The 20897-nt window shown below is 55.5% G+C and carries 19 protein-coding genes and 1 other annotated feature; of the genes, 14 read left to right on the top strand and 5 right to left on the bottom strand.

Annotated features, from left to right (window positions below; all coding sequences use genetic code 11):
- The first annotated feature begins 92 nt into the window (after nucleotides 1-92).
- Nucleotides 93-2012, top strand: coding sequence for a murein transglycosylase (sltY, locus tag HFD95_RS21190; RefSeq protein WP_167430689.1), 1920 nt, complete (start codon nucleotides 93-95; stop codon nucleotides 2010-2012).
- Nucleotides 2013-2057: 45 nt separating this feature from the next.
- Nucleotides 2058-2375: a trp operon repressor gene (gene trpR / locus HFD95_RS21185; RefSeq protein ID WP_010671698.1), complete on the top strand. Its 318-nt coding sequence runs from the start codon at nucleotides 2058-2060 to the stop codon at nucleotides 2373-2375.
- Here the strand turns inward: trpR and yjjX are convergent, their stop codons facing one another.
- The gene (yjjX, locus tag HFD95_RS21180) at nucleotides 2376-2894 is read right to left on the bottom strand and encodes an inosine/xanthosine triphosphatase (protein WP_010253660.1); all 519 of its coding nucleotides are present in this window, start codon (nucleotides 2892-2894) and stop codon (nucleotides 2376-2378) included.
- A 206-nt stretch (nucleotides 2895-3100) separates the two neighbouring features.
- Between yjjX and gpmB the strand changes: the two genes are divergently transcribed.
- Nucleotides 3101-3748: a 2,3-diphosphoglycerate-dependent phosphoglycerate mutase GpmB gene (gene gpmB / locus HFD95_RS21175; RefSeq protein WP_010253664.1), complete on the top strand. Its 648-nt coding sequence runs from the start codon at nucleotides 3101-3103 to the stop codon at nucleotides 3746-3748.
- 42 nt (nucleotides 3749-3790) lie between these two features.
- Here the strand turns inward: gpmB and robA are convergent, their stop codons facing one another.
- Complete coding sequence (gene robA, locus HFD95_RS21170) at nucleotides 3791-4672, bottom strand: MDR efflux pump AcrAB transcriptional activator RobA (protein WP_010253667.1); 882 nt, start codon at nucleotides 4670-4672, stop codon at nucleotides 3791-3793.
- A 194-nt stretch (nucleotides 4673-4866) separates the two neighbouring features.
- Between robA and creA the strand changes: the two genes are divergently transcribed.
- A complete protein-coding gene (creA, locus tag HFD95_RS21165; RefSeq protein WP_010253671.1) occupies nucleotides 4867-5340 on the top strand; it encodes a protein CreA in 474 nt (157 codons plus the stop codon).
- A gap of 71 nt (nucleotides 5341-5411) precedes the next feature.
- Here creA and arcA read toward each other — a convergent pair whose 3' ends face one another.
- Nucleotides 5412-6128 (bottom strand): two-component system response regulator ArcA, encoded by a 717-nt coding sequence (arcA, locus tag HFD95_RS21160; RefSeq protein ID WP_010253677.1) that lies wholly within the window; start codon nucleotides 6126-6128, stop codon nucleotides 5412-5414.
- 609 nt (nucleotides 6129-6737) lie between these two features.
- On the opposite strand from arcA, the gene HFD95_RS21155 reads away from it, so the two are divergent.
- From HFD95_RS21155 to thrC, 5 genes are all read left to right on the top strand, one after another.
- Nucleotides 6738-7442, top strand: coding sequence for a tRNA/rRNA methyltransferase (locus tag HFD95_RS21155; RefSeq protein ID WP_010253680.1), 705 nt, complete (start codon nucleotides 6738-6740; stop codon nucleotides 7440-7442).
- 188 nt (nucleotides 7443-7630) lie between these two features.
- Nucleotides 7631-7699: a thr operon leader peptide gene (gene thrL, locus HFD95_RS21150; RefSeq protein WP_071591720.1), complete on the top strand. Its 69-nt coding sequence runs from the start codon at nucleotides 7631-7633 to the stop codon at nucleotides 7697-7699.
- Nucleotides 7638-7756 (top strand) — a sequence feature (Thr leader region). (Overlaps the previous gene by 62 nt.)
- Nucleotides 7757-7782: 26 nt before the next feature.
- The gene (thrA, locus tag HFD95_RS21145) at nucleotides 7783-10245 is read left to right on the top strand and encodes a bifunctional aspartate kinase/homoserine dehydrogenase I (RefSeq protein ID WP_010671695.1); all 2463 of its coding nucleotides are present in this window, start codon (nucleotides 7783-7785) and stop codon (nucleotides 10243-10245) included.
- Nucleotides 10246-10247: 2 nt separating this feature from the next.
- A complete protein-coding gene (thrB, locus tag HFD95_RS21140; RefSeq protein WP_010671694.1) occupies nucleotides 10248-11177 on the top strand; it encodes a homoserine kinase in 930 nt (309 codons plus the stop codon).
- Nucleotides 11178-11180: 3 nt separating this feature from the next.
- A complete protein-coding gene (thrC, locus tag HFD95_RS21135; RefSeq protein ID WP_033756508.1) occupies nucleotides 11181-12464 on the top strand; it encodes a threonine synthase in 1284 nt (427 codons plus the stop codon).
- A gap of 61 nt (nucleotides 12465-12525) precedes the next feature.
- Here thrC and yaaA read toward each other — a convergent pair whose 3' ends face one another.
- Nucleotides 12526-13299 (bottom strand): peroxide stress protein YaaA, encoded by a 774-nt coding sequence (yaaA, locus tag HFD95_RS21130; RefSeq protein ID WP_050680513.1) that lies wholly within the window; start codon nucleotides 13297-13299, stop codon nucleotides 12526-12528.
- Between the two features lie 209 nt (nucleotides 13300-13508).
- On the opposite strand from yaaA, the gene tal reads away from it, so the two are divergent.
- From tal to HFD95_RS21115, 3 genes are all read left to right on the top strand, one after another.
- Nucleotides 13509-14462, top strand: coding sequence for a transaldolase (gene tal / locus HFD95_RS21125; protein ID WP_013356716.1), 954 nt, complete (start codon nucleotides 13509-13511; stop codon nucleotides 14460-14462).
- A gap of 126 nt (nucleotides 14463-14588) precedes the next feature.
- Nucleotides 14589-15176, top strand: coding sequence for a molybdopterin adenylyltransferase (gene mog / locus HFD95_RS21120; RefSeq protein WP_010253692.1), 588 nt, complete (start codon nucleotides 14589-14591; stop codon nucleotides 15174-15176).
- Nucleotides 15177-15282: 106 nt separating this feature from the next.
- Entirely contained in the window at nucleotides 15283-16590 is a 1308-nt protein-coding gene (locus HFD95_RS21115) for an MFS transporter (RefSeq protein WP_010671691.1), read from the top strand.
- A 51-nt stretch (nucleotides 16591-16641) separates the two neighbouring features.
- On the opposite strand, the gene satP is transcribed toward HFD95_RS21115, so the two are convergent.
- The gene (gene satP / locus HFD95_RS21110; protein ID WP_167430688.1) at nucleotides 16642-17211 is read right to left on the bottom strand and encodes an acetate uptake transporter; all 570 of its coding nucleotides are present in this window, start codon (nucleotides 17209-17211) and stop codon (nucleotides 16642-16644) included.
- Between the two features lie 302 nt (nucleotides 17212-17513).
- Here satP and dnaK point away from each other — a divergent pair, with 302 nt between their 5' ends.
- On the top strand, nucleotides 17514-19424 hold the full coding sequence (gene dnaK, locus HFD95_RS21105; protein WP_010253698.1) for a molecular chaperone DnaK: 1911 nt from the start codon (nucleotides 17514-17516) through the stop codon (nucleotides 19422-19424).
- Nucleotides 19425-19528: 104 nt separating this feature from the next.
- Nucleotides 19529-20674 carry a molecular chaperone DnaJ gene (dnaJ, locus tag HFD95_RS21100; protein WP_167430687.1) on the top strand — a complete coding sequence of 382 codons (1146 nt, stop codon included), beginning with the start codon at nucleotides 19529-19531 and terminating at the stop codon, nucleotides 20672-20674.
- Nucleotides 20675-20897 lie beyond the last annotated feature (223 nt).

Raw genomic sequence — 20897 nt, 5'->3', positions numbered from 1 at the left:
AATTTTGTGAAGAACATGGCAAGAGTCCGGTGGCCTGGTTAGCATGAAGACTGTCTGGCAACTCGCCGGCCCCAGCAACAGAGGAGATTTACGTGGTGAAGTGGCGTAACTGGATAATAGGGATCTGCATGGCCGGCACGGCCAGCAGCGCATGGGCCGATTCGCTTGATCAACAACGGCAACGTTATCAACAAATTAAACAGGCCTGGGACAGCAATCAGATGGCCACCGTGGATCAGCTGTTGCCCACGCTACAGGATTATCCGCTCTATCCTTATCTGCAATATCGCCTGCTGGCACAGGATCTCGATCAGGAGACCACTCTGGCGGTACAGAACTTTATTCGCCAGTATCCAACGTTGCCACCCGCGCGTTCGCTCAGCACCCGCTTTATTAATGTGCTGGCTTACCGACAGGACTGGCAGGGTGTGCTGAACTTCAGTCCGACCGAACCTAAGCCGGTGCAGGCACGCTGTAACTGGTATTACGCCAAATGGGCCACCGGTCAGCAGCAGGCCGCGTTTGACGGCGCGAAGCAGATCTGGCTGCGTGGCACGGCGCTGCCCGCGGACTGCGATAAGCTCTTTTCGGTCTGGCAGGCGTCCGGTCAGATTTCGCCAATTACGATCCTGGAGCGTATCCGGCTGGCGATGAAAGCAGGCAACGACAGCCTGGTGAGCTATCTGGCGAAAACGTTGCCAACTGACTATCAGACCATGTCTGACGCGATACAGGCCCTGCAGCAGGACCCGTTAACGGTCAGCACCTTCGCCAGCGCCGTCGGGCCAACCGACTTTACCCGCCAGGCGACGATTTACGCCTTTACGCGTGTGGCGCGGCAGGACATGGAAAATGCCCGCAGCCTGATTCCGATCCTGGTCCGGGCGCAGAAGATGGGACCGGAGGATGAGCAGGCGCTGAAGGAGATTGTGGTCTGGCGCATGATGGGCAGCGATCTCACCTCTGAGCAGGCACGCTGGCGCGATGCGGTGGTGATGAACAGCGAGTCTACCGCGCTGGTAGAACGCCGGGTACGACTGGCACTCTCTCAGCATGACCGACGCGGCCTTAACACCTGGATCGCCCGTCTGCCGCTGGAAGCCAAAGAGAAAGATGAATGGCAGTACTGGCAGGCCGATCTGCTGTTTGAGAAAGATCGCAAAGAGGAAGCGGAAGATATCCTGCGCAAACTGATGCAGGCGCGTGGCTTCTATCCAATGGTGGCCGCACAGCGGCTGGGCGTTGACTACCCGTTGCAGGTGGATGAAGCGCCGAAGCCTGACAGTGCCACGGTGCAGGGACCGGAGCTGGCCCGCGTTCGCGAGCTGATGTACTGGGGTCTGGATAACCTGGCGCGCAGCGAGTGGAGCAATCTCATCGGCAGCCGCACGCACACGCAGCAGCAGATGCTGGCGCGCTACGCCAATGAGCAGGACTGGTGGGATCTCAGCGTGCAGGCGACCATCACTGCCAAAATGTGGGACAGCCTGAAAGAGCGTTTCCCGCTGGCGTGGCAGAGCGTCTATGAGCGCAACACCGCGGTGAAGCAGATCCCACCGAGCTATGCGATGGCGATTTCGCGTCAGGAGAGCGCCTGGAATCCGAAAGCGCGTTCACCGGTTGGTGCCAGCGGTCTGATGCAGATTATGCCTGCCACGGCGGCGCATACTGTGAAGATGTACAACATCCCTGGCTACAGCAACACCAGCCAGCTGCTCGATCCGGAAACCAATATTCAGATCGGCACCCAGTATCTGGAATATGTCTATCAGCAGTTCAATCAGAACCGGATCTTCGCCTCGGCGGCCTACAATGCCGGGCCGGGCCGGGTGCGAAGCTGGCAGAAAACCAGTGCAGGCAATCTTGATGCCGTCGCGTTTATCGAGACCATCCCGTTCTCTGAAACGCGTGGCTATGTGAAGAATGTGCTGGCGTACGACGCTTACTATCGTCACTTCATGGGCAAGCCTGACAAGATCCTGTCAGATGCTGAGTGGAATCGCCGTTACTAGCTGTGCTAAGCTTCCGTACTCTTTAGCGAGTACGGAAGCCTCTTCATGACCCATTCTGATTCCCCCACCGATGCGCATCCGGCACAAGATAGCTGGCAACGCTTTGTCGTGCTGATGCAGCAGGCCTTTGCTGATGGTCATGCGCTGCCACTGATGCAACTGATGATGACGCCCGACGAGCGGGAAGCGTTCGGCACCCGTCTGCGGATTATCGAAGAGTTAATGAACGGCGAGATGAGCCAGCGCGAACTGAAAAATGAGCTCGGCGTTGGCATTGCGACCATTACACGTGGCTCGAACAGCCTGAAAGAGGCGCCGCCGGAGCTGAAACGCTGGCTGGAGGCGCGTCTGGGACGCGCCTGATCACTGCTGGTAAAGCGGATGGATGAACGGGCAGAGCGCCAGAATCAGTGCCTGATGATAGACACTGGAGCGGCTGAGCAGGCCGTTTGTGAACGCCCCGATAGCGCCACCCTGGTGTTTAATATTTTCGATGCCGGTTAACCGCGCCATCTCTTCGCCCAGCTCCCGCCCTTCACGCAGACCCGCCAGCACCACCGGCGGCAGGGTGAAACTGGCCGAGCGCGATTCGCCGCGCTGCTTCTGATTTTCTACCACCATCCAGGCAAACGCGCTGTCATCTTCAATGCCCGCCTCAATCGCTACCCAGAACGCCGCTTCTGGCCGGACCTGCCGGGCATTCATCACGCGCTGACGTGCGCCAGTTCGCGTTTCGAGATGGGTTAACGGTTGTGCTGCTACGCCGCTATCGACCTCGACCCCTTCAATATGGCAGGATCCCTCGCCGAAAACGTCGTTGAATGCCTGAGCAATCGCATGAATTTTCGCTGGATTGGTGGTGGCTGCGACAACATGGTACATAATTGGTTGAACCCTCAGGTGATTAAGCGCCTGGCCTATCGGGCTGTTTGATTTGTCATTCTGAACCCGGGCAGTGCTCACAATCCTCACGTACTTTCCGTACGCGCCGGTTGTTTCGCGCTCTCCGTGTGCAGACTGACTGCAACAATGACGCCTGATGGGGTAAGCTCTAAAGCGATTTTTGTCGCAGTATAACGGAAACTAACATGCTACAGGTCTATCTTGTTCGTCACGGTGAAACGGTATGGAATGCGGAGCGTCGCATTCAGGGTCAGTCCGACAGTCCGCTGACGGAAAAAGGTGAGCAGCAAGCCTGGCAGGTGGGTGAGCGCGTGAAACATCTGGGCATTACGCACATTATTGCCAGCGATCTGGGGCGTACGCGCCGCACCGCGGAGATTATTGCGGATGCCTGCGGTTGCTCAGTCACGCTTGATCCGCGGTTGCGTGAGCTGAATATGGGGGTGCTGGAGAAGCGTCCGCTGGATGGCTTAACCGCGGAAGAAGAGCAGTGGCGCGCCACGCTGGTCAACGGTACCGAAGGGGGCCGTATTCCTGAAGGGGAGTCGATGACTGAGATGGCGACGCGTATGCACGCCGCGCTGAATGCCTGTCTTGATCTTCCAGCCGGAAGCCGTCCACTGCTCGTCAGTCACGGTATGGCGCTGGGGGCGCTGGTCAGCACGATCCTCGGTCTGCCCGCCTATGCGGAACGTCGTCTGCGTCTGCGTAACTGCTCACTCTCACGTGTTGATTATCAGCAGAGCGCCTGGCTGGCAGAAGGCTGGATTGTCGAGACGGCGGGGGATATTTCCCATCTGGATGCGCCTGCACTCGACGAGCTTCAACGCTGATTTACTTAAAAGGCTGCCGTCGCGATGACGGCAGCCTTAACGTCAGCTGGCTACGGTCTGGCGGCGAATAGGAATCAGATATTCGCAACGGATCTCGGTCGGTGGCTCAGCGCGTTTTTTACCGCCATCGGTGTAAAAGCGTTCGATGTCCTGTCCCTGACGGCGGGTCAGCCCCAGCGTCGGCATGCAGGTGCCATAGAGCAGCAGAATAAACTCCTGCAGATTGACGCGCGGGCCGGTATAGGTGAACTGCACGTAGTCGCCCGCTTCCAGAATCACGTTCTGCCCGGAGTGCAGGTTGACCGCGCTGTCAGCAGGCACCGCCGTGGTGTAGAGAATCTCCTGCTCATCATCTTTGTCCTGGCTGGCGCGCACCTGATGCAGGCCATACAGTACCGGCGGCACCGTATCGGTTTCCAGCAGGAACTGCTTCCAGAAGTGCATACGCATCTCGTCGCGGTAGCTGGAAATCTGCTCCAGAATACAGGTGTAGTTCTGGGTTTGTCCCACCAGCACCGTCTCCGGCAGGGTGACGTATGCCGGTTCCGGCTGCGTCTCATCGTCCAGCCGAATAGGGGGACGAATACCGAATGAGTTCCAGTCGGAAGAGCGGCGATACCACGCTGGTGTCTGAGCAAACTGTTTTTTGAATGCGCGAGTAAAAGTCTGTTGTGAATCAAAACGATACTGCAGTGCGATGTCCAGAATCGGGCGGCTGGTCAGGCGCAGCGCCACGGCGGCTTTAGACAGACGACGCGCACGAATATAGGCACCTATTGCGTGTCCGGTTACGTCTTTAAACATCCTCTGTAAATGCCATTTAGAGTAACCGGCTTTCTGGGCAACATTGTCCAGTGAAAGGGGTTGATCCAGATGGCTCTCCAGCCAGACAAGCAAATCGCGAATGATACCGGCTTGGTCCATAAAACATCCTCATACTCTGGTGGTGCAGCTAAACGCATTCGAAGAATATTAGCACTCATTGCTCAAAAGACGTGGGCCGTTTTCCGGGGAAGGTTGTGCTAAATCAGTACGGGCTTCAACCCGTTTTGGTTTGGTCATTAACTCGATTAACAGTACATTACATTCTCATCTATTCCATTTGCAATGGTAACTCCATGACAATATTCCGACTTATGATCGCTGCGCTGACCACGCTGACCTTTTCCAGCCCGCTGTTTGCCGAACAGATTGGCTCTGTTGATACGGTATTCAAGATATTCGGGCCTGACCACAAGATTGTCGTTGAGGCTTTCGATGATCCGGACGTTAAAAATGTAACCTGTTATATCAGCCGGGCGAAAACCGGGGGTATTAAAGGCGGACTGGGTCTGGCAGAAGATACCTCTGATGCCGCGATTTCCTGTCAGCAGGTGGGTCCGGTCGAGCTGAGTGATAAAATCGCGCAGGGCAAAGCAGAGGGTGAAGTGGTATTCCGCCAGCGCACCTCATTGATCTTCAAGAAGCTGCAGGTTGTACGCTTCTTCGACAAAAAGCGCAACGCCCTGGTCTATCTGACCTATTCCGATAAAGTGGTTGATGGCTCACCGAAAAATGCGATTAGCGCTGTGCCAATTATGCCGTGGCACTGATTATGCCGTCACACTAAGGACAAAAAAAACGCCCGCAGGGGCGTTTTTTATTTGCCGCGTCTGACAGGGGCTTAATCCTGCAGGTCACCGCAGAAGCGATAACCTTCACCATGAATGGTGGCGATGATCTCTGGCGTGTCCGGCGTTGATTCGAAATGCTTACGAATACGACGAATGGTGACATCAACGGTGCGATCGTGTGGCTTGAGGTCGCGGCCGGTCATTTTTTTCAGCAGATCGGCACGGGTCTGAATTTTGCCCGGGTTTTCGCAGAAGTGCAGCATGGCGCGGAACTCACTGCGTGGCAGTTTATAGTGCTCGCCGTTCGGGTTGATCAGTGAGCGGCTGTTGATATCCAGCTCCCAACCGTTGAACTTGTAGCTCTCTACCTGACGACGCTCTTCGCCTGGCATGGCCAGATTCATGGTGCGCGACAGCAGGTTGCGGGCACGAATAGTCAGCTCACGCGGATTAAACGGTTTGGTGATGTAGTCGTCAGCGCCAATTTCCAGACCAAGAATTTTATCGACTTCGTTGTCACGACCGGTCAGGAACATCAGGGCGACATTGGCCTGCTCACGCAGTTCACGGGCCAGCAACAGGCCGTTTTTACCGGGCAGGTTGATGTCCATGATGACCAGGTTAACGTCATTGTCGGTCAGCACCTGATGCATTTCAGCACCATCAGTCGCCTCATACACCACATAACCTTCCGCCTCAAAAATACTCTTGAGGGTATTACGCGTGACCAGTTCGTCTTCAACGATAAGAATGTGCGGGGTCTGCATGTTTAGCTACCTAAAATTTGCCAACAAATTGAAAACAGGGCGTACAGCGGTATGGCGTTCTCCATCATCGAGAGCGGCGGGCCGCGCTGAACCGTTGTACGAAATCATATTTTGATAAGCCATCTATCAACGTCAACAACAGTATTAGCTCAGCCAGTCAGGATGAAAATTGCATGCCCCGGGCGTTAATGATAATGGCGCATATCCTAACTGTATTAACAGCAACCTAACAGCACCAACTACAACCGATAAGCATAAAAACAACGCTTCGTTGACTTATATCAAATGCAATTGTAGCACGTTAACACTTTTGTGAAAAACTTCTCGCAGATTGCCTGTTTAGCTCACAAAAAGCATCATTTTCGTTACATTTTTTACGCAGTCGGGCCAAAATAAAACCCGCCGGAAATCACATTCTATCTCGTTGAAGTTAAATGGTTTAATAATGATTTCTTTAATAAAGCTCGTTTCAGGGATAAAAAGATTCAGGCCATCACTTTTAACCAGTTTTAACATGGTTAACACACGATTTTCTTATTACCTTCTGGCGACTGAATCATTAACAGCCATGTTAATATGGCGTTATGTTAATGGACCAATGGAATAAATATGCTTTTTCCCCTGATTCTCGTCTCGCCCGCGCGGCCAGAAAATATCGGCGCTGCGGCGCGTGCCATGAAAACCATGGGATTCAGCCAGCTGCGCATCGTTGCCAGTGACGCCTGGCAGGATCCCGCCGCACGCCGGGTAGCACATGGTGCTGGCGAAATTCTCGACAACGTTCAGACCTTTGCAACCCTGGCCGACGCGTTAGCGGACATCGATTTTTCGGTCGCGACCACCGCGCGCAGCCGGGCAAAGTTTCGTTATTACGCCACACCGGAGCAGGTTGAAACGCAACTGCTGGAGAAACGCCAGTGGGTAAACAGTATGGCGCTGGTGTTTGGCCGCGAAGATAGCGGGCTGACCAACGAGGAGCTGGAGCTTGTAGACCTGCTGACCGGCATCCCGATGGCGAATGACTATCCTTCACTCAATCTCGGACAGGCGGTGATGGTCTACTGCTATCAGCTGTCGAAGCTGAATCAGGTTGAGGCATCAAAAGCCTCTGCGGCGGATGGGCAGCAGTTGCAGGCGCTGCGTCAGCGTTTCCATCAGCTGCTGGCGCAACTGGAGGTCAGTGATGATGAGAAGCTGTCAGACTGGATTGATCAGCGGGTGGGGCTGCTGGAACAGCGCGACAGTGCGATGCTGCATCGTCTGCTGCACGATATTGAAAAAAAACTCACAGATAAATCCTCGGCAAAAAGCTGATTTTACAGCAACAGATCGCAGGGAATTTCTGCATAGCAACCGATCGAACAGCGTTTTACGCTTTCACCGGTGGCTGTGCGCAGTGGTGGAAATCTGTCCGCCGGACAAATCGGGTTGACTTAATGTGCGCTTTGCTTTACTTCTGGAAGCAAGACGGACAGACAAAAACAGACAGAAAATAAATCTAAATGCGTAAAATCAGCCTGAACACCACAATTATTACCACCACCATTACCACAGGTAACGGTGCGGGCTGACGCATACAGGAAAAACAGAAAATAAGCCCGCACCTAAACAGTGCGGGCTTTTTTTTCGGCTTAAATTCAGGAGAGTTTATATTATGCGAGTGCTGAAATTCGGCGGGACCTCGGTAGCGAATGCGGAGCGGTTTCTTCGCGTCGCTGACATTCTGGAAAGTAATGCGCAACAAGGACAGGTTGCAACCGTGCTCTCTGCGCCAGCAAAGATCACTAACCATCTGGTGGCGATGATTGAAAAAACCATCAGTGGTCAGGATGCTTTGCCGAATATCAGCGACGCCGAACGCATCTTCAGCGAGCTGTTGCAGGGACTGGCTGACGCGCAGCCGGGCTTTGAGTACGATCGACTGAAAACCCGCGTTGACCTGGAGTTTGCGCAGCTGAAGCAGGTTCTGCACGGTATCAGCCTGCTGGGACAGTGCCCGGACAGCGTCAACGCGGCGATTATCTGCCGCGGTGAAAAACTCTCGATTGCGATCATGGAAGCGCTGCTGCAGGCGCGTGGCCATGAGGTCAGCGTGATCGATCCGGTGGAGAAATTGCTGGCGGTCGGCCACTACCTTGAATCCACTGTCGATATCGCCGAATCAACCCGCCGCATTGAAGCGAGTCAGATTCCGCCGCAGAACATGATCCTGATGGCAGGCTTCACGGCTGGTAACGAGCGAGGCGAGCTGGTCGTACTGGGCCGTAACGGTTCAGACTATTCAGCCGCTGTGCTGGCCGCCTGTCTGCGCGCCGACTGCTGTGAAATCTGGACTGATGTGGATGGCGTCTATACCTGCGATCCGCGTCAGGTGCCGGATGCGCGCCTGCTGAAGTCGATGTCCTATCAGGAGGCGATGGAGCTCTCCTATTTCGGCGCCAAAGTACTGCATCCCCGCACCATCGCGCCCATTGCTCAGTTCCAGATCCCCTGCCTGATCAAAAACACGGCCAATCCGCAGGCACCCGGCACCCTGATTGGAGCAGAAGGCGAACAGGATGAGAACCCGGTAAAAGGCATCACCAACCTGAATAATATGGCGATGGTCAACGTCTCCGGTCCTGGCATGAAAGGGATGGTCGGGATGGCGGCCAGAGTCTTTGCGGCGATGTCGCGCACCGGCATCTCTGTAGTGCTGATCACCCAATCCTCTTCCGAATACAGCATCAGTTTCTGCGTGCCGCAGAGCGAGCTGGCGCGGGCGCGTCAGGTGCTGGAGGAGGAGTTCTACCTGGAGCTGAAAGATGGCCTGCTGGATCCGCTGGATATCATTGAAAACCTGGCGGTGATTTCGGTGGTGGGCGATGGCATGCGCACGCTGCGCGGCATTTCAGCCAAATTCTTCTCGGCGCTGGCGCGCGCCAATATCAATATCGTGGCGATTGCTCAGGGCTCCTCCGAGCGTTCAATCTCGGTGGTGGTGAACAATGATGAAGTGATCACCGGGGTTCGCGTGGTGCATCAGATGCTGTTCGCCACCGATCAGGTAATCGAAGTGTTTGTGGTCGGCGTCGGCGGCGTCGGCGGCGCGCTGCTGGATCAGTTACATCGCCAGCAGGCGTGGCTGAAGAAAAAGCATATCGACCTGCGCGTCTGCGGCATCGCTAACTCCCGTGCGCTGTTAACCCACGTCCACGGCATTGATTTAAGCAACTGGCAGGCGGCATTAGGCGAAGCGAAAGAGCCGTTCAATCTCGGTCGTCTTACCCGTCTGGTGAAAGAGTATCACCTGCTCAATCCGGTGATTGTGGATTGTACTTCCAGCCAGGCGGTCGCCGATCAGTATGCTGACTTTCTCAGCGAAGGTTTCCATGTGGTGACGCCAAACAAAAAGGCCAACACCTCATCCTGGAATTACTATCAGCAGATGCGCGCCGCCGCTGCCAAATCGCGGCGTAAATTCCTTTATGATACCAACGTCGGCGCCGGACTGCCGGTGATCGAAAACCTGCAGAACCTGATGAACGCCGGTGATGAGCTGCTGCGCTTCTCCGGTATCCTCTCTGGCTCGCTGTCCTACATTTTCGGCCAGCTGGATGACGGAATGTCACTGTCGCAGGCGACAACGATGGCGCGTGAGATGGGCTTTACCGAGCCCGATCCGCGTGACGACCTCTCCGGCACCGATGTGGCGCGTAAGCTGCTGATCCTTGCCCGTGAAGCGGGTCATCAGCTGGAGCTGAGCGACATTGAGATTGAGCCGCTGCTGCCCGCCAGCCTGACCGAAATCCAGGACATTGAGCAGTTTATGCAGCGTCTGCCTGAGCTGGATAACGCCTTTGCCGCCCGGGTTGCGCAGGCGCAGGATGAGGGCAAAGTATTGCGCTATGTTGGCGTGATTGAAGAGGGCGGCATCTGCAAAGTGAAGATCGACGCCGTTGACGGCAACGATCCACTCTATAAGGTGAAAAACGGCGAGAATGCGCTGGCGTTTTACAGCCGCTACTATCAACCGATTCCGCTGGTGCTGCGCGGATACGGTGCAGGAAATGATGTCACAGCGGCCGGTGTCTTTGCCGACCTGCTGCGGACACTGTCATGGAAGTTGGGAGTTTAATCATGGTAAAAATTTACGCACCGGCCTCGATTGGTAACGTCAGCGTCGGCTTCGATGTGCTGGGCGCGGCGGTTTCGCCGGTAGATGGCTCCCTGTTGGGTGACTGCGTCTCCGTGGAAGCGGCAGAGCAGTTTTCACTGACCAACGCCGGACGTTTTGTCAGTAAGCTGCCCGCCGATCCGAAAGAGAATATTGTTTACCAGTGCTGGCAGCGTTTCTGCCAGGAAATCGGCAAAGCGATCCCGGTGGCGATGACGCTGGAGAAGAACATGCCCATCGGCTCCGGGCTGGGTTCCAGCGCCTGCTCGGTGGTGGCCGGTTTAATGGCGATGAACGAGTTTTGCGGCAAGCCTCTCAGCGACAGCACGTTACTGACCCTGATGGGTGAGCTGGAAGGGCGAATCTCCGGCAGCGTGCACTATGATAATGTTGCCCCTTGCTTCCTCGGCGGCATTCAGCTGATGCTGCAGGAGAATGACATTATCAGCCAGGCGGTGCCGGGCTTTGATGACTGGCTGTGGGTGATGGCCTATCCGGGCATTAAAGTCTCAACCGCAGAAGCGCGCGCCATTTTACCGGCGCAGTACCGCAAAGAGGACTGCATCAGGCATGGCCGCTTGCTGGCTGGCTTCATTCACGCCTGCCATACGCGTCAGCCGCAGCTGGCAGCTAAACTTATGCAGGATGTGATTGCCGAACCTTACCGGACCCGGCTGCTGCCAGGCTTCACCGAGGCGCGGCAGGCCGCGAAAGATATTGGCGCACTGGCGTGCGGTATCTCAGGCTCTGGTCCGACACTTTTCGCCGTTTGCAATCAGATGGAAACGGCACAGCGGATGGCTGACTGGCTGAGCCAGCACTATCTGCAGAATGATGAAGGCTTCGTCCATATCTGCCGTCTCGACACGGCTGGCGCACGACAATTGGGATAACGCATGAAACTCTACAATCTTAAGGATCACAACGAGCAGGTCAGCTTCGCCCAGGCGGTGAAACAGGGTCTGGGTTCGCAGCAGGGTCTGTTCTTTCCGCTGGAACTGCCGGAGTTTGAACTGACCGACATCGACGCGATGCTGGAGATGGATTTTGTCAGCCGCAGCAGCAAAATTCTCTCGGCTTTCATTGGTGACGAGATTCCGGCCCAGCAGCTGCATGAGCGTGTTAAAGCCGCTTTTGCTTTTCCGGCCCCGGTGAAAGCCGTCAGCGAAGATATCGCCTGTCTGGAGCTGTTCCACGGCCCGACGCTGGCGTTTAAAGATTTCGGCGGCCGTTTTATGGCGCAGATGCTGTCGTATTTTTCAGGCTCAGATGAGCAGATCACCATTCTCACCGCCACCTCCGGTGATACCGGCGCGGCCGTGGCGCACGCCTTTTACGGCATGAAGAACGTGCGCGTGGTGATCCTCTATCCGCAGGGCAAAATCAGTCCGCTGCAGGAGAAACTCTTCTGTACCCTGGGCGGCAACATCGAAACCATCTCTATCGACGGCGATTTTGATGCCTGCCAGTCGCTGGTGAAACAGGCGTTTGATGATGAAGAGCTGAAGCGCGCGATTGGCCTGAACTCGGCTAACTCCATCAACATCAGCCGCCTGCTGGCGCAGATCTGCTACTACTTTGAAGCGGTCGCGCAGCTGCCACAGGAAAAACGTAATCAGCTGGTGGTGTCAGTGCCGAGCGGCAACTTTGGTGATTTGACCGCCGGTCTGCTGGCGAAATCGCTGGGCCTGCCGATCAAACGCTTTATCGCCGCCACCAACGCCAACGACACGGTGCCGCGCTTCCTGGGCAACGGCGAGTGGCAGCCAAACCAGACGGTCTCTACGCTGTCGAATGCCATGGATGTCAGCCAGCCTAATAACTGGCCGCGTGTGGAAGAGCTGTTCCGCCGTAAAACCTGGCGCTTAACCGATCTGGCCTGTGGTGCGGTCTCGGATGAGACCACGCGCGCCGCCATGCGTGAACTGGCTGAGATGGGCTACATTTCCGAGCCGCATGCCGCCATCGCCTGGCGTCTGTTGCGCGATCAGCTGCAGGAGGGGGAGTATGGTGTGTTCCTGGGAACCGCGCATCCGGCGAAATTCCGCGAAAGTGTGGAAGCGATCCTTGAACAGACCCTGACGCTGCCGCCGGAGTTAGCGGAGCGCGCCGACCTGCCGCTGCTGTCGCATCAGATGAAGGGTGATTTCGCCTCGCTGCGGGCGTTTCTGCTGAAGTAAACCTGTGAAAGGCTTCCCGGTTGCGGGAAGCCTGTTTGTGGAAAGCAGAGGGCGCGGGGTGTTACTGCTCTGCGCGCTTAAAGACCAGCTCGCTCTCGCTGCTGCTGGCTGCATCAAAACGATAGCCATCCAGATCAAACGCCTTAAGCTGTTCCGGCTTTGTCAGACGCTGCTGAATCACATAGCGACTCATTAATCCACGCGCCTTTTTGGCATAGAAGCTAATCACTTTGTAACTGCCATTCTTCTCATCGAGGAACACCGGCTTAATCATCTTTGCCTGCAGCGTCTTCGGCTTAACGGCCCGGAAATATTCGTCCGAGGCGAGGTTGATCAGCACCTCATCACCCTGTTCCGCCAGCGCAGCATTCAGCGTTTCAGTGATGAGATCGCCCCAGAAGGTGTAGAGATCTTTGCCCGCCGGATTCGCCAGGCGAATGCCCATCTCCAGACGGTAAGGCTGCATTAAATCGAGTGGACGCAGCACGCCATACAGGCCTGATAACATACGCAGGTGCTGCTGAGCAAAATCGAAATCCTGATCGCTGAAGGTCTCTGCCTGTAAACCGGTGTAGACATCACCTTTGAATGCCAGGATCGCCTGACGGGCATTCTTAGGGGAAAAATCGGGCTGCCAGCTGTTGAAGCGCTCGGCATTGAGGTGCGCCAGTTTATCGCTGATGCCCATTAACGAGGCGATGCTGGCGGGTGACAGCTCGCGCGCAATTTCAATCAGCTGTTGTGACTTTTCTAACAGCGCAGGCTGGGTGAAACGCGTTGTCGCCAGCGGGCTTTCATAATCCAGCGTCTTGGCGGGAGAGATCACCATCAACATAGTTGCTTCCTCGGTTAATGCCTGGTTTAACAGGGCATTGGCTGCTTATCAGGCTTCGCAGTGTACCAAAAAAGCCGCAAAGAATGACGAATCACACCTATTTGTTCGCGCTATCGTAAACGGCATTCCCTGACCTTGCGCCACCGTTGCCGCGTGATATTATCGCAACAGCCTTTTTTCACACTGACAGTTAACTAAGAGAAAAGAACATGACGGACAAACTTACCTCCCTGCGTCAGCTCACCACCGTCGTCGCCGACACCGGTGATATTGCAGCCATGAAGCTGTATCAGCCACAAGACGCCACCACCAACCCTTCTCTGATTCTCAACGCCGCGCAAATTCCTGAATACCGTAAACTGATCGATGAAGCGATCGGCTGGGCGCGTGAGCAGAGCAGCAACAAAGAAGAGCAGCTGCAGCTGGTTTCTGACAAGCTGGCCGTGAACATTGGTCTGGAAATTCTCAAACTGATCCCAGGCCGCATCTCGACGGAAGTGGATGCGCGTCTCTCTTACGACACTGAAGGCAGCATCGCCAAAGCCCGCAGCCTGATCAAACTCTACAATGATGCCGGTATCAGCAACGACCGCATCCTGATCAAACTGGCCTCTACCTGGCAGGGCATCCGTGCTGCAGAGCAGCTGGAAAAAGAGGGTATCAACTGTAACCTGACGCTGCTGTTCTCCTTTGCTCAGGCGCGTGCCTGTGCCGAAGCGGGCGTGTTCCTGATCTCTCCGTTTGTTGGCCGTATCCTCGACTGGTACAAAGCCAATACTGACAAGAAAGAGTATGCCGCGCACGAAGATCCAGGCGTGGTTTCAGTTTCTGAAATCTACAACTACTACAAGCAGCACGGCTATGAAACCGTGGTAATGGGCGCCAGCTTCCGTAACGTCGGCGAAATCATCGAGCTGGCTGGCTGTGACCGTCTGACCATTTCTCCTGCGCTGCTGAAAGAGCTGGCGGAGAGCGAAGGCACCCTGGAGCGTAAACTGAGCTACAGCGGCGAAGTGAAAGCGCGTCCGGCGCGCATGACCGAGTCTGAGTTCCTGTGGCAGCACAACCAGGATCCGATGGCGGTTGCGAAGCTGGCAGAAGGTATCCGCAATTTTGCCGTTGATCAGGGCAAACTTGAGAAGATGCTGGCAGAACTGCTGTAATCTGTTGACCGTGGCGGCGCAGGCTGCCACGGTTTTCCCTTTTCCGACCCTTTCACTTTATATTATCCTCTCGGCTATTCCCCTTTTACTCCAACCGCACCGCGGTAAATCACAGCGAAGCTAATCATGAATACATTACGCATTGGCCTGATCTCGGTCTCCGATCGCGCCGCGAACGGCATTTATCAGGATCAGGGTATTCCCGCGCTGGAGAGCTGGCTCGGCAGCGCAATCAGCAGCCCGTTTGAGATTGAGTCCCGACTGGTGCCCGACGAGCAGCCGATGATTGAGCAGGCGATTTGCGAACTGGTCGATGAACGTTTTTGCCATCTGGTGTTAACCACCGGCGGCACCGGTCCGGCCCGACGCGATGTCACGCCCGATGCCACCTTAGCCGTTGCCGATCGTGAAATGCCTGGTTTTGGTGAGCAGATGCGCCAGATCAGCCTGCAGTTCGTACCGACCGCGATTCTGTCGCGTCAGGTCGGGGTGATCCGCAAGCAGTCGCTGATCCTCAATCTGCCTGGTCAGCCGAAGTCGATCAAAGAGACGCTGGAAGGGCTGAAGGATGAGCAGGGCAACGTAAAAGTTCACGGCATCTTTGCATCTGTACCTTATTGTTTACAGTTGCTGGAAGGGCCTTACGTCGAAACGCATTCCAGCGTAGTAGCAGCATTTCGGCCTAAAAGCGCTATACGTGAGATAAATAACTAAATATTCCCCATTTCAGGCATAAGCTATAGCCTTGCTGGTGTGGCAAAAGATTGACGGTATAGTAATAAGATCTTTACAACCTTATCTCTTTTGCCTCTGGAATATTATGAATCCGACTCACACTCAGCGTCTGACCGGTAAGGATTACAAGACCCTGGCGCTGGCCGCGCTGGGCGGCGCGCTGGAATTCTACGACTTCATTATCTTCGTCTTCTTCGCCACCGTGATTGGCGAACTCTTTTTCCCCTCGGATATCCCGGAATGGCTGCGTCAGCTGCAGACGTTTGCCATTTTTGCCGCAGGCTATCTGGCTCGTCCGCTGGGCGGCATCGTGATGGCGCATTTTGGCGATAAGCTCGGGCGCAAAAAGATGTTCAGCCTGAGCATTCTGCTGATGGCGCTGCCGACCCTGATGATGGGCGCTTTACCCACCTGGCAGACGATTGGCATTGCTGCGCCACTGCTGATGCTGCTGATGCGGATGTTACAGGGCGCGGCGATTGGCGGTGAAGTGCCGGGCGCCTGGGTGTTTGTCGCGGAACACGTGCCCTATAAACGTATCGGCATCGCCTGCGGCACGCTGACGGCCGGGCTGACTATCGGCATTTTACTGGGGTCGCTGGTAGCCACGCTGATCAATACCTCAATGTCGCAGCAGGCGATCCATGATGGCGGCTGGCGCATCCCGTTCTTCCTCGGCGGCGTGTTCGGGCTGGTCGCGATGTACCTGCGTCGCTGGTTGCATGAGACGCCAGTGTTTATTGAGATGCAGCAGCGTAAAGCGCTGGCGGAAACCCTGCCGCTGAAGACCGTGCTGGCAGAGCATAAAAAGTCGATTGTCATCTCTATGCTGCTGACCTGGCTGCTCTCCGCCTGCATCGTGGTGGTGATCCTGATGTCGCCGGTCTGGCTGCAAAAACAGCAGGGCATCGCGCCCGCGCTGACCCTGCAGGCCAACAGCATCGCCACCGTAATGCTCTGCATTGGCTGCATTATTGCCGGACTCGCGGCCGATCGCTTTGGTGCCAGTCGTACGCTGTGTGTCGGCAGCCTGCTGCTGGCGATCTGTAGCTGGCAGTTTTATCACCTGACCGCCCTCTATCCACAGCAGCTCTTCCTGCTTTATGGCGTGGCGGGTCTCAGCGTCGGTATCGTTGGCGTAGTGCCCTTTGTGATGGTGCGCGCCTTTCCGGCAGAAGTGCGTTTTACCGGACTCTCATTTTCCTACAACCTCTCCTATGCGATCTTCGGCGGGCTGACACCGATCTTTGTGTCGCTGCTGATGAACGTCTCAGAGATGGCACCCTGCTGGTATGTGATGGCGCTGGCGCTGGTGGGATTGCTGACGGGGATCTGGCTGCGGCGTGATGTCAGCCACGAGCCTGGCCTGCAGCAGGGGATTAACTCTTTGTGATACAGGGACGCGGAGCCTGGCTCCGCGTCTTTTTTATGTGTAAAAGCAGGCTTAAAGCGATTTCGCGCCAATCGGCAGAATAGTGCGGCCAAAGGTTTCGTTCAGCACTTCACCCATCGCCAGATAGCAGGCGCTGACTCCACAGAGTATCCCGACCCAGCCCGCGGAGACCACCAGCGCCGGCAGGTACATAAGATGAGCCACGGCCAGCAGCAGAAACAGCAGCGTGAGCGAGCCGAAAACAAACTGCAGCATCCGCGCACCTTTCAGCGTACCGACGAACATAAACAGCGTGAAAATGCCCCACAGTGCCAGCCAGGCCCCCAGGAAACGTTCGTCAGGCGCTTTTGCCAGACCCATTTCAGGTAACAGCAGGATCGCCACAAAGCTTAACCAGAACATGCCGTAAGAGGTAAAGGCGGTCAGCCCGAAAGTGTTGTTCTTTTTAAACTCCAGCAGACCGGCCAGCACCTGCGCAATCCCGCCATAAAAAATGCCCATGGCTAAAATCGCCACGTCCATGGCAAACAGGCCCGTGTTGTGCAGGTTCAGCAAAATGGTCGTCATGCCAAATCCCATTAATCCCAGCGGGGCAGGGTTAGCCAGCGTTGAATTTGCCATAGTTCCTCGGCAGTAAGATGATCGTTGATGTAATAAACGGATTCCGTCCTGCTCCCTGAGGGGAACAAGGCGACGCATCATATTCAGCGTTGTGGCAGCGTTCTTTGATCCCGACAGGGCCAAAGGTAAAAATTTTTTTTTGGTTTAGCCCTTGATGCGCATCGAAGCGGCCCCATTTACTTGTCATCGAGCGTTGTGAACGTTGGAAAAAAAGCATGTGCTGGCAGTTGAATGCAAACAACCCGCCCACATAAAAGGTTCACAACCCAAATTGGCAACGAATTTAAGTGGGAGATGTTTAGATGGGTAAGATTATTGGTATTGACCTGGGTACAACCAACTCTTGTGTTGCGATCATGGATGGCACTAAAGCACGCGTGCTGGAAAATGCCGAGGGCGATCGCACCACGCCTTCAATTATTGCGTATACACAGGATGGCGAAATTCTGGTCGGTCAACCGGCTAAACGTCAGGCAGTGACCAACCCGCAGAATACCCTGTTCGCAATTAAGCGTCTGATCGGTCGTCGCTTCCAGGACGAAGAAGTACAGCGTGATATTAAAATCATGCCGTACAAAATCACCGGCGCTGACAACGGCGACGCATGGCTGGAAGTGAAAGGTCAGAGAATGGCACCGCCGCAGATCTCTGCTGAAGTGCTGAAGAAAATGAAAAAGACCGCCGAAGATTACCTCGGTGAGCCAGTGACTGAAGCGGTTATTACCGTACCTGCTTACTTCAACGATGCGCAGCGTCAGGCAACCAAAGACGCCGGCCGTATCGCAGGTCTGGAAGTCAAACGTATCATTAACGAACCGACTGCTGCTGCACTGGCATACGGTCTGGATAAAGGCCAGGGTAACCGCACCATCGCGGTTTATGACCTGGGTGGCGGTACCTTCGATATCTCAATCATTGAGATTGACGAAGTTGACGGCGAAAAAACCTTTGAAGTTCTGGCGACCAACGGTGATACCCACCTGGGTGGTGAAGACTTCGATAGCCGCCTGATTAACTATCTGGTTGCTGAATTCAAGAAAGACCAGGGCATCGATCTGCACAACGATCCACTGGCGATGCAGCGTCTGAAAGAAGCGGCAGAGAAAGCGAAAATCGAACTTTCTTCTGCACAGCAGACCGACGTTAACCTGCCATATATCACGGCAGATGCGACCGGTCCTAAGCACCTGAACATCAAAGTGACCCGCTCTAAACTGGAGTCACTGGTTGAAGATCTGGTTGCTCGCTCAATCGCGCCACTGAAAGTTGCGCTGCAGGATGCGGGTCTGTCTGTTTCAGACATCAACGACGTTATCCTGGTGGGTGGTCAGACTCGTATGCCACTGGTTCAGGCCAAAGTGACTGAGTTCTTCGGTAAAGAGCCACGTAAAGACGTGAACCCGGACGAAGCGGTTGCGGTCGGTGCTGCGGTTCAGGGTGGTGTACTGGGTGGCGACGTGAAAGACGTGCTGCTGCTGGACGTTACCCCGCTGTCACTGGGTATCGAAACCATGGGTGGCGTGATGACTTCGCTGATCAGCAAGAACACCACCATCCCAACCAAGCACAGCCAGGTCTTCTCGACTGCTGAAGATAACCAGTCAGCCGTGACCATTCACGTGCTGCAGGGTGAGCGTAAGCGCGCCAATGACAACAAGTCACTGGGCCAGTTCAACCTCGACGGTATCCAGAACGCGCCACGCGGTCTGCCGCAGATCGAAGTGACCTTCGACATCGATGCGGATGGTATCCTGCACGTGTCGGCGAAAGATAAGAACAGCGGTAAAGAGCAGAAAATCACCATCAAAGCCTCTTCAGGTCTGAGCGATGAAGAGATCCAGAAAATGGTGCGTGATGCGGAAGCGAACGCTGAATCTGACCGCAAGTTCGAAGAGCTGGTACAGACGCGTAACCAGGGCGATCAGATTGCCCACAGCACGCGTAAGCAGCTGGAAGAAGCAGGCGACAAACTGTCAGCTGATGACAAAGCGCCAATCGAAGCCGCTCTGGCCGCGCTGGAAACTGCGCTGAGAGGCGAAGACAAAGCGGAAATCGATGCCAAAATGCAGGCGCTGATGGAAGTGTCCGGCAAACTGATGGAAGCAGCACAGCAGTCTCAGGCGGGTGCAGCGGATGCCGGTGACGCGTCAGCGAAGAAAGATGACGACGTTGTCGATGCTGAATTCGAAGAAGTGAAAGACAACAAGAAATAATTGCCCCTGACCGGGCGCGACGGTTGGCCTGACAGCCGTTGAAACCAGCACGGGCGTAGGAGATCTCTCCACGCCCGTGCGATCATGTTAAGGGCTAAATAAACATGGCGAAGAGTGATTACTACGAGATTTTAGGCGTCGCCAAATCCGCGGACGAGCGTGAAATCAAAAAGGCTTACAAACGCCTGGCAATGAAATTTCACCCGGACCGTAATCCCGGTGACAAAGAAGCCGAAGCCAAATTCAAAGAGGTCAAGGAAGCGTACGAAATCCTGACCGATGCGCAGAAGCGTGCGGCCTACGATCAATATGGTCATGCAGCCTTTGAACAGGGCGGTATGGGTGGCGGTGGATACGGCGGCGGCGGCTTTGGCGGCGGCGGCGCAGACTTCAGCGATATCTTTGGCGACGTGTTCGGTGACATCTTTGGTGGTGGACGCCGTCAGCGCGCATCCCGTGGCGCCGATTTACGCTACAACATGGAGCTGTCGCTGGAAGAAGCGGTACGCGGCGTGACCAAAGAGATCCGCATTCCAACGCTGGAAGAGTGTGACGTCTGCCACGGCAGCGGCGCGAAAGCGGGAACGCAGCCACAAACCTGTTCAACCTGTCACGGTGCAGGCCAGGTGCAGATGCGCCAGGGCTTCTTCACCGTTCAGCAGGCCTGTCCGACCTGTCATGGTCGCGGCTCGGTGATTAAAGATCCGTGCAACGCCTGTCATGGTCATGGCCGCGTTGAGAAGTCGAAAACGCTGTCAGTGAAAATCCCGGCAGGGGTCGACACCGGCGATCGCATTCGTCTGAGCGGCGAAGGCGAAGCGGGCGAGCAGGGCGCACCAGCAGGCGATCTCTACGTTCAGGTCTCGGTGAAGAAACACCCGATCTTCGAGCGTGAAGAGAACAATCTTTACTGTGAAGTGCCGATCAACTTTGCGATGGCAGCGCTGGGCGGTGAGATTGAAGTACCGACCCTGGATGGTCGCGTGAAGCTGAAAGTGCCGTCAGAAACTCAGACCGGCAAGCTGTTCCGCATGCGCGGACGTGGCGTAAAATCTGTGCGTGGCGGCGCGATCGGCGATCTGCTGTGTCGTGTCGTGGTGGAAACACCGGTCAGCCTGAATGAGAAACAGAAAGCGCTGTTGCGTGAACTGGAAGAGAGTTTTGGCGGCCCGAGCGGCGAGCATAACAGCCCACGATCCAAGAGCTTTTTCGACGGCGTGAAAAAATTCTTTGATGATCTGACTCGTTAAGTCTGCCTGATAAAAAGTGGAGCCCCGGCTCTGATGCCAGTCAGTTAAGCGACAGGTGATAACGCAGTCTGGTGCCGCGCAGGGGCTGGCGGTCCTCGCGCCGCTGCGCGGTTCCTTCACTTCATTCCTCTGCCTGACGGACCGGCGGGATGGCACATCCTGTGCCGCCCCGCCTTTCGCCCGCGTCCTGCGGGCTCTCCTGGCAGACTCATTCTGTTCAGCG

The organism is Pantoea sp. EKM10T (assembly GCF_011800685.1).
GTDB lineage: Bacteria > Pseudomonadota > Gammaproteobacteria > Enterobacterales > Enterobacteriaceae > Pantoea > Pantoea agglomerans.
This window is presented reverse-complemented; position numbering and strand designations above follow the sequence as displayed.

Coding starts and splice junctions, on each gene's coding strand:
- satP (WP_167430688.1), bottom strand. CDS start 17,211: ATGGCAAATTCAACGCTGGCTAACCCTGCCCCGCTGGGATTAATGGGA.
- trpR (WP_010671698.1), top strand. CDS start 2,058: ATGACCCATTCTGATTCCCCCACCGATGCGCATCCGGCACAAGATAGC.
- gpmB (WP_010253664.1), top strand. CDS start 3,101: ATGCTACAGGTCTATCTTGTTCGTCACGGTGAAACGGTATGGAATGCG.
- thrC (WP_033756508.1), top strand. CDS start 11,181: ATGAAACTCTACAATCTTAAGGATCACAACGAGCAGGTCAGCTTCGCC.
- yjjX (WP_010253660.1), bottom strand. CDS start 2,894: ATGTACCATGTTGTCGCAGCCACCACCAATCCAGCGAAAATTCATGCG.
- mog (WP_010253692.1), top strand. CDS start 14,589: ATGAATACATTACGCATTGGCCTGATCTCGGTCTCCGATCGCGCCGCG.
- dnaK (WP_010253698.1), top strand. CDS start 17,514: ATGGGTAAGATTATTGGTATTGACCTGGGTACAACCAACTCTTGTGTT.
- thrB (WP_010671694.1), top strand. CDS start 10,248: ATGGTAAAAATTTACGCACCGGCCTCGATTGGTAACGTCAGCGTCGGC.
- HFD95_RS21155 (WP_010253680.1), top strand. CDS start 6,738: ATGCTTTTTCCCCTGATTCTCGTCTCGCCCGCGCGGCCAGAAAATATC.
- HFD95_RS21115 (WP_010671691.1), top strand. CDS start 15,283: ATGAATCCGACTCACACTCAGCGTCTGACCGGTAAGGATTACAAGACC.
- thrA (WP_010671695.1), top strand. CDS start 7,783: ATGCGAGTGCTGAAATTCGGCGGGACCTCGGTAGCGAATGCGGAGCGG.
- yaaA (WP_050680513.1), bottom strand. CDS start 13,299: ATGTTGATGGTGATCTCTCCCGCCAAGACGCTGGATTATGAAAGCCCG.
- dnaJ (WP_167430687.1), top strand. CDS start 19,529: ATGGCGAAGAGTGATTACTACGAGATTTTAGGCGTCGCCAAATCCGCG.
- creA (WP_010253671.1), top strand. CDS start 4,867: ATGACAATATTCCGACTTATGATCGCTGCGCTGACCACGCTGACCTTT.
- tal (WP_013356716.1), top strand. CDS start 13,509: ATGACGGACAAACTTACCTCCCTGCGTCAGCTCACCACCGTCGTCGCC.
- arcA (WP_010253677.1), bottom strand. CDS start 6,128: ATGCAGACCCCGCACATTCTTATCGTTGAAGACGAACTGGTCACGCGT.
- robA (WP_010253667.1), bottom strand. CDS start 4,672: ATGGACCAAGCCGGTATCATTCGCGATTTGCTTGTCTGGCTGGAGAGC.